Source organism: Actinomycetota bacterium, assembly GCA_036280995.1.
Classification (GTDB): Bacteria; Actinomycetota; CALGFH01; order CALGFH01; family CALGFH01; genus CALGFH01.
Genome location: DASUPQ010000024.1, coordinates 1 through 6,640, shown reverse-complemented (window position 1 = coordinate 6,640; position 6,640 = coordinate 1). Strand labels below are relative to the sequence as shown.

At 75.4% G+C, this 6,640-nt stretch carries 7 protein-coding genes; all 7 read right to left on the bottom strand.

Annotated features, from left to right (window positions below):
- Positions 1–224 (bottom strand): hypothetical protein (locus VF468_00620; GenBank protein HEX5876828.1); only part of this gene is annotated, 224 nt, incomplete at its 3' end.
- Positions 221–1,411, bottom strand: a complete 1,191-nt coding sequence (locus tag VF468_00615) for a glycosyltransferase family 1 protein (GenBank protein HEX5876827.1) — start codon at positions 1,409–1,411, stop codon at positions 221–223. The genes VF468_00620 and VF468_00615, both read right to left, overlap by 4 nt.
- Entirely contained in the window at positions 1,408–2,652 is a 1,245-nt protein-coding gene (locus tag VF468_00610) for a glycosyltransferase family 1 protein (protein HEX5876826.1), read from the bottom strand. The genes VF468_00615 and VF468_00610 overlap by 4 nt, the downstream gene beginning before the upstream one ends.
- The gene (locus VF468_00605; GenBank protein ID HEX5876825.1) at positions 2,649–4,004 is read right to left on the bottom strand and encodes a glycosyltransferase; all 1,356 of its coding nucleotides are present in this window, start codon (positions 4,002–4,004) and stop codon (positions 2,649–2,651) included. Before VF468_00605 ends, VF468_00610 begins: the two co-directional genes overlap by 4 nt.
- Positions 3,964–5,190, bottom strand: a complete 1,227-nt coding sequence (locus VF468_00600; protein HEX5876824.1) for an ABC transporter ATP-binding protein — start codon at positions 5,188–5,190, stop codon at positions 3,964–3,966. Before VF468_00600 ends, VF468_00605 begins: the two co-directional genes overlap by 41 nt.
- On the bottom strand, positions 5,190–6,071 hold the full coding sequence (locus VF468_00595) for an ABC transporter permease (protein ID HEX5876823.1): 882 nt from the start codon (positions 6,069–6,071) through the stop codon (positions 5,190–5,192). The genes VF468_00600 and VF468_00595 overlap by 1 nt, the downstream gene beginning before the upstream one ends.
- Positions 6,072–6,076: 5 nt before the next feature.
- Positions 6,077–6,640: methyltransferase domain-containing protein (locus VF468_00590; protein ID HEX5876822.1), on the bottom strand; the 564-nt coding region annotated here is incomplete at its 5' end.

Sequence of the window (6,640 nt, the reverse complement as noted above, 5' to 3'; positions counted from 1 at the left end):
CCGGCCGGGGCCACCGGCCGCAGCTCCAGCCCGGGGGCGGCCAGCACCCCGGCCGACCCGGGGGCGCAGAACGCCTCCACCTCCAGGTCGTCGCGGGCGGCCAGCCCGGCCAGGACCCTGGCCACGTACACCCCGGCCCCGGTCAGCCGCGCCGGCACCGCCGTCGCGTCCACCGCCACCCGGGGCACCCCCTTGGGGTTCCCCGGACCCCTCCGGCGGTTCACGGCCGCCGCTCCACGACCTCGCGGTAGGTGGCCCAGGTGGCGGCGGCGGTGGCCCGCCAGGTGAAGCCGGCGGCGCGGCGGCGGCCGGCCTCGACCAGTCGCCGGCGCAGGTCCTCGTCACCGGCCAGGCGGACCAGGCCGGCGGCGATGGCCGACCGGTCGTGCGGGTCGACCAGCAGGGCGGCGTCGCCGGCGACCTCGGGCAGGCTGGAGCGGTCGCTGGTCAGCACCGGGGTCCCGTTGGCCATGGCCTCCAGCACGGGCAGGCCGAAGCCCTCGTACAGGCTCGGGTAGGCCAGGCCGTCGGCGGCCTGGTAGATGGCGTGCAGGAGGGCGTCGCCGACCGGGCCGGCCAGCTTGACCCGCACCGAGTCCCAGGTCGGGCGCAGCCGCGGCCCCCAGCCGACCGGGCCCACCACCACCAGCCAGTGCCCGGGCAGCTCGTCGGCCACCTCGCCGAAGGCGTCCAGCAGCCGGGGCAGGTTCTTGCGCGGCTCCAGGGTGCCCACGGCCAGCAGGAACGGCCCGCGGACGCCCAGGTCGCGCAGGAGCCGCTCGGCCCCGGCCCGGTCGGGCTCGGGCGGGACCTCGACCCCGAGCGGGGTGATGGTGACCCGGCCCCGGTCGACGCCGTACAGCTCGGCCAGGTCGCGGGCGGTCGCCTCCGACGGGACCAGCACCCGGGCCGCCTCGTCGGCCACGATCCGGGCCGACCGCTCGTGGTAGCGGCGCCCGCCCGCCGGATAGGCGTCGGGAAAGTGCCGGAAGGCCAGGTCGTGGACGGTCGCGACCAGCGGCCTGCTCCCCGTGGGGGGCACGGCGGCGCTGGTCGCGTGGACCAGGTCGAGCTGGTCGAGCAACCCGCCGGGCAGGGCCGGGCGGCGCAGGGTCACCCAGGTCCGGGTGACCAGCCGGCCCGGCCAGGCCAGCTGCCAGGTCCCCGCCGGGAGGCCGACCGCGGCCAGCCGGTCGGGCGGGTGGCGGGCGACCAGGAACTCGACCGCGCCCCGGTCGACGGCCGCCTCCACCGGCAGGTGGGTGGCCAGCGCCCGCACGTAGCGCCCGACCCCGCCGGGGACGGGTCGCAGCAGCTGCTCGGCCACCACCCCGACCCGGGGACCGCCCAGGCCCGGCCCCCGCTCCCCCGGCGCGGCCGCCGGCTCCCCGCCGGGCGGGGTCGCGGTCACCGGCCGGACTCCAGGGCCAGGCGGTAGGCGGACAGGGTCGCCTGGGCGCAGTTCTCCCAGGTGAAGCCGGCCGCCCTGGCGCGCCGGGCCGCCCGGACGGGCTCGCCGCCGGGGTCGTCCAGGACCCGGGCCAGGGCGGCGGCCAGGGCGGCGGGGTCGCCGGGAGGGATGAGCTCGGCCTGGTCGCCCAGGACCTCGCGGTGGGCGGGGAGGTCGGAGGCGACCACCGGGACACCGCAGGCCAGCGCCTCCAGGGCGGGGAGGCCGAAGCCCTCGTACCAGGAGGGGACGACCAGCGCGGCGGCCCCGGCGACGACGCGGACGAGGTCGAGCTCCGGGAGATAGCCCGGTGTGTGCACCGCCCCCGCCGGCAGTCCCGCGGTGTCCAGGGTCTCGCCCCAGCCGGGGGGGCCGACCAGGACGAGGGGAGGCACGCCGCCCGCCGCCGGGGCCGTGGTCGTCCCGGCCCCCTCACCTGCCGTCGGGCCGGTTCCAACCCCTCCCACCCGGGGAGGGGAGGTCACCCGGGTCGAGAGGAGTTGACGGTAGGCGGTGAGCAGGCCCGTGAGGTTCTTGCGGGGTTCGCGGTTGCCGACGAACAGGAGGTAGCGGCCGGGGAGGCCGTGGGTGGCGAGCCAGGACGGGTCGGGCGGGGTGGCCTGGCGCCAGGAGGGGTCGACGCCGAGGGGGGTGACGACCAGGCGGTCGGGGGGGAGGCCGTACTCGGCGGCGACCTCGGTGGCGACGGCGGCGGTGGGGGTGCAGACGACCGCGCCCCGGCGGAGGGCGCGGGGGACGAGGTCGCGGTAGCGGGCCGAGGCGTCGGTCACCATCTCAGGGAACCGCAGGTAGGTGAGGTCGTGGACGGTGACGACGGTGGCGGCCCGCCGGGTCGGCGGGGCGACGAAGTTGGTGCCGTGGAACACCTCGACCGGGCCCGAGAGCCACTCGACGGGCGGCCAGGGCAGGCGGGCCCAGGCGGCCTGGAGCAGGCGGGCCGGGGCCCGCCGGCGCCCGTACCGGACGCGCGGGCCGTCCCGGGCCACACCAGGCACGTCGCCGGTGCCCTGCGAGGCCACGGCCGGCAGGTCGCGGGTGCCCCGCCAGGAGAACGGGACCAGGGCCAGCTCCTCCGGCTCCGGCCCGGCCAGGGTGGCCAGCGCCCCGGCCAGTCCGGCCACGTAGCGGCCGACGCCCGTCCGCGGCCCGAGCAGCGGGGTCGCGTCGAGCCCGACCCTCACCGCAGCACCAGCCAGCGCTCCAGGCGTCGGCGGTCGACCGCGGCCCGGGCGGCGATGCGGCGGCGGCGGACCAGCATGACCGGGAGCAGGCGCAGGTAGGAGCCGAGGACCCGCAGGCGCAGCAGGGTCGGGCGGACCGGGGGCCGGCGCCGGGTGTGGCGCGACCGGGCGACCTCGCGCAGGGCCAGGGAGGCGGTGGTCAGGGGGTAGCGCAGGACCTCGCGGGCGGCCAGGCCGGCGCGGGCGTTCTTGGTCAGCATGAGCAGCCGGTTGCGGTCGGTGTGGAACACGAACAGCGGCGACCACTCGACCGAGGAGGCCGAGTGGATGTGGCGGGCCACCGCCGCCGGCTGGTAGCGGATCCGCCAGCCCAGGGACCGCAGCCGCCACGACAGGTCGGTGTCCTCGTAGTAGAGGAAGAAGTCGTCGTCGAACACCCCGGCCTGGCGCAGCGCCTCGGTGCGGAAGCAGACCGAGCCGCCGCAGAAGGCGAACACCTCCTCGGGCCGCTGGTACTGGCCCCGATCCAGCTCCTGGTAGGCCCGGTCGGCCCCGTAGCCGTCGCGGAACACCATGCTGCCGGCGTTGTTGAGCACGTCGACCAGCGGCACCCCGGCCGGGACCTCGACCTCCAGGTCGACCGGCTCGGGCTCGGCCTTGCCGCCCCCCGACCCACCGGCCCAGGTCAGCTCCACCGCCTTGGTCGTCTCGGCCGCGACCCGGAACCGCAGCCGCAGCGGCCCGTCACCTTCCGGGCGGTCGACGGGGATGAGCAGCAGCCCCGACGGGCGGGTCCAGCGGAAGCGCCCCGGCCCCTCCCCCTCCGGCCCGTAGGCGGCCCGGTCCCACAGCACCCGCTCGGTGACGTCGGCGCCGTCGACCTCGACCCGGTACACCCGCACCCCCAGCTCCCTGGTGTCGAGGGTGCCGGGCAGGAACCCGGGGGTGGCCAGCTCGACGGCCAGGAACCGGGGCAGGAACACGATCTTGCCCGAGACCGCCCCGAGCCGCTCCGCCCCCGGCTCGGAGAACGGCTCCAGCAGCCGCCGCAGCCAGTCCGGCTCGGGCCGGGCGTCGTTGTTGACCAGGGCCACGAACGGGGTCGAGACCTCGCGCAGGGCGACGTTGTTGCCCCCGGCGAACCCATCGTTGCGTCCGTTGGCGATGACCCGAACCCAGGGGAACTCGTCGGCGAGCAGCTCCAGCGACCCGTCGCTCGAGGCGTTGTCGACCACCCAGGTCTGGGCCTGCCCCTCGGGCAGGTCCTGGGCGGCCAGCCCCCGCAGGCAGTCGGGGAACAGGTGGGCGCCGTTATAGTTGAGAACGACCACGGTCGCCAGCGGCCCGGTCACGTTCCTCCTCCCCTGGGCTCTCGACCTGGTCGGCGCTCCAGGCCACCTCGATGATGCCCGTGGCGGTATCTCCAATGGCCAGAAAGGCCTCGCCGATGCGGCGAGCATCGTAGGTCACTCCGCTGGCCGGGTCACGGACGGCGACCGCGAAGGCGTAGATTCCCTTCATCTGCGGCAGCTCCTTGACCGTGAAGCGGACGGTGGCGGTGCCGTCCGGGCCGAGGACGACCGGGTCGGACTCCATCACCCACAGCGGCACGTCCGCCGGCCCGGTCACCGCCAGCCGGACCGCCGCCGACCCGCCGGCCGGACCGGCCAGGTCGAAGTCGACCGCCATTGCCTCACCGCCCCGGAAGTGGCCCTTGTGGAGCCCGGTGGCCGGGTCGAACAGCCGCCTGGCGGTCAGGTGGGGGCGGTCCGGGCCGAGCGCCGCCCCGCCGGACTGGTCGGCGCCGGTGCCGAGCAGGCTGCGCAGCCGCACGGCCGCCTCCACCGGGTCGCCGTCGTGCAGCACCCGCCCGTGGTCCAGCACCACCCCGCGGCTGCAGATCCGCGGGATCAGGTCGAGGGCGTGGGTGACGAACAGGATCGTGCAGCCGCGCTGCTGGAACTCGCCGATCTTGTCCAGACACTTGCGCTGGAACGACTCGTCCCCAACGGCCAGGACCTCGTCGACCAGCAGGATGTCGGGGCTGACGTGGACGGCCACGGCGAACCCGAGGCGCACGTACTGGCCGGAGCTGTAGTGCTTGACCTGGTTGTCGATGAACGGCTCGAGCTCGGCGAAGGCGACGATCTCGTCGAAGTAGCGCTCGGTCTCCCGGCGGGTCAGGCCGAGGATGGCCGCGTTCAGGTAGACGTTCTCGCGGCCGGTGAGCTCGCCGTTGAAGCCGGCCCCGAGCTCCAGCAGGGAGGCGATCCGGCCCCGGACCGCGACCGTGCCGGTGGTCGGGGCGAGGATCCCCGACAGCACCTTGAGCAGCGTCGACTTGCCCGAGCCGTTGGGGCCGATCAGCCCGACGGTCTGGCCGGCGCCGATCTCCAGATCGACGTCTCGCAGGGCCCAGAACTCCTCGGAGCTGGTCTGGCGGTGCAGCAGCAGCCGCTCCTTGAGGCTGGTGGCCCGCTTGTGATGGAGCAGGAAGCGCTTGCCCACCCCGGCGGCGCTGATCGTCGGGGCGGCCACTACAGCTCCTCGGCGAAGTCGGCCTGGAGCCGGCGGAAGGTCCACCGCCCCACCACCAGCAGCACCGCCGAGACGGCCGCGGCCACCCCCAGCCACTGCAGGTAGAAGCCGTAGCCGCCGGCCGGCAGGACCTGCACCAGCTTGCCCTCGGCGTCGGTTACCACCGGGTGGACGTAGACGGCCCGCTGGGCGGCCACCACCACCGCGGTCATGGGATTGGCCATGAAGAACTTGAACATCCACAGCAGCCCGGCCTCGGCCAGCTGGTCGCGGACGAAGGTCACCGGGTAGACGATCGGGGTCAGCCAGAACCAGGCCAGCAGGGCGATCTCCAGCAGGTGCTGGACGTCGCGGTAGCGCACGTTGAGGGCCGAGGCCAGCAGCGACATGGCCACGGTGAAGACCACGGTCACGGCCAGGGCCGGGAGCAGCAGCCACAGCTGGGGCCCGAACGCGTCCGGGTAGGCCGGGACCAGGAACAGGAAGAACACCAGCAGCTGGAGCGCCAGGTGGACGCCGGCGAAGCCGACCGAGGCCAGAGGCAGCACCACCCGGGGGAAGCGGACCTTGCGGACCAGGTTGGCGTTGCCGACGACGGCGCCGGTGGCGTCAAGGGTGGCCGAGTTGAAGAAGCTCCAGATCAGGAACCCGGACATGAACATGACCGCGAACCAGGGCACGTTGTTCTTCAGGAAGAAGCCGAAGACCAGGGAGAACACGGCCAGGTAGAGCAGCGGGTTGGCCAGCGACCAGACGAACCCGAGGGCCGAGTTCTTGTACTTGACCTTGAGGTCCTTGCGGACGAGCTCGGCCAGCAGCTCCCAGCGGACCCGCGACTGGGCCGCGGCGCGGGCGTCGGCCGCGCTCTGTGGCTGCACCATGTCCCCTACCTGTCCCTGTTCCCGGCCGCCTGCCGGTGAAGCTTAGCGGGCCTGGCGGCGTCGCCTCCGGCCACGGCCAGGAACCGCAGCCGCCAGTAGTCGGCGACGAAGCGGCCGTCGCGCCACAGCCGGGGCGCGGCCAGCTCGCCGGTCCGGGCCACGACCCGCTCCCGCAGGTCCGCCGGGACGGCCGCGGTCAGCGACCCGCCGAACATGGCCAGCCAGCCGGCCAGGCCGTCGCAGCCGCCATCCAGCGGCGTCGGCCGGGGGAAGTGCTCCATCCGGGCCACCCGGAACCCGGCCGCTTCCAGCAGGGTGGCGTACTGGGCCAGGGTCGGGAAGTACCAGGGGCAGGCCGACCCGGGCAGGCCGGCCTCGGCCATGGCCGCCGCCAGCGCCTCCAGGATGGCGTCGATGTTGCCGGCGCCGCCCAGCTCGGCCACGAAGCGCCCGCCGGGCCGCAGGGCGGCCCGCACGCGGGCCGCCACCTCGGCCGGGCGGGGCATCCAGTGCAGGGCGGCGTTGGAGAAGACGGCGTCGACCGGCTCGGGCAGGGTGAAGTCGTGCCC

Excerpts from the sequence above, each read along its gene's own strand:
- VF468_00595 (HEX5876823.1), bottom strand. The coding sequence starts at position 6,071 with ATGGTGCAGCCACAGAGCGCGGCCGACGCCCGCGCCGCGGCCCAGTCG.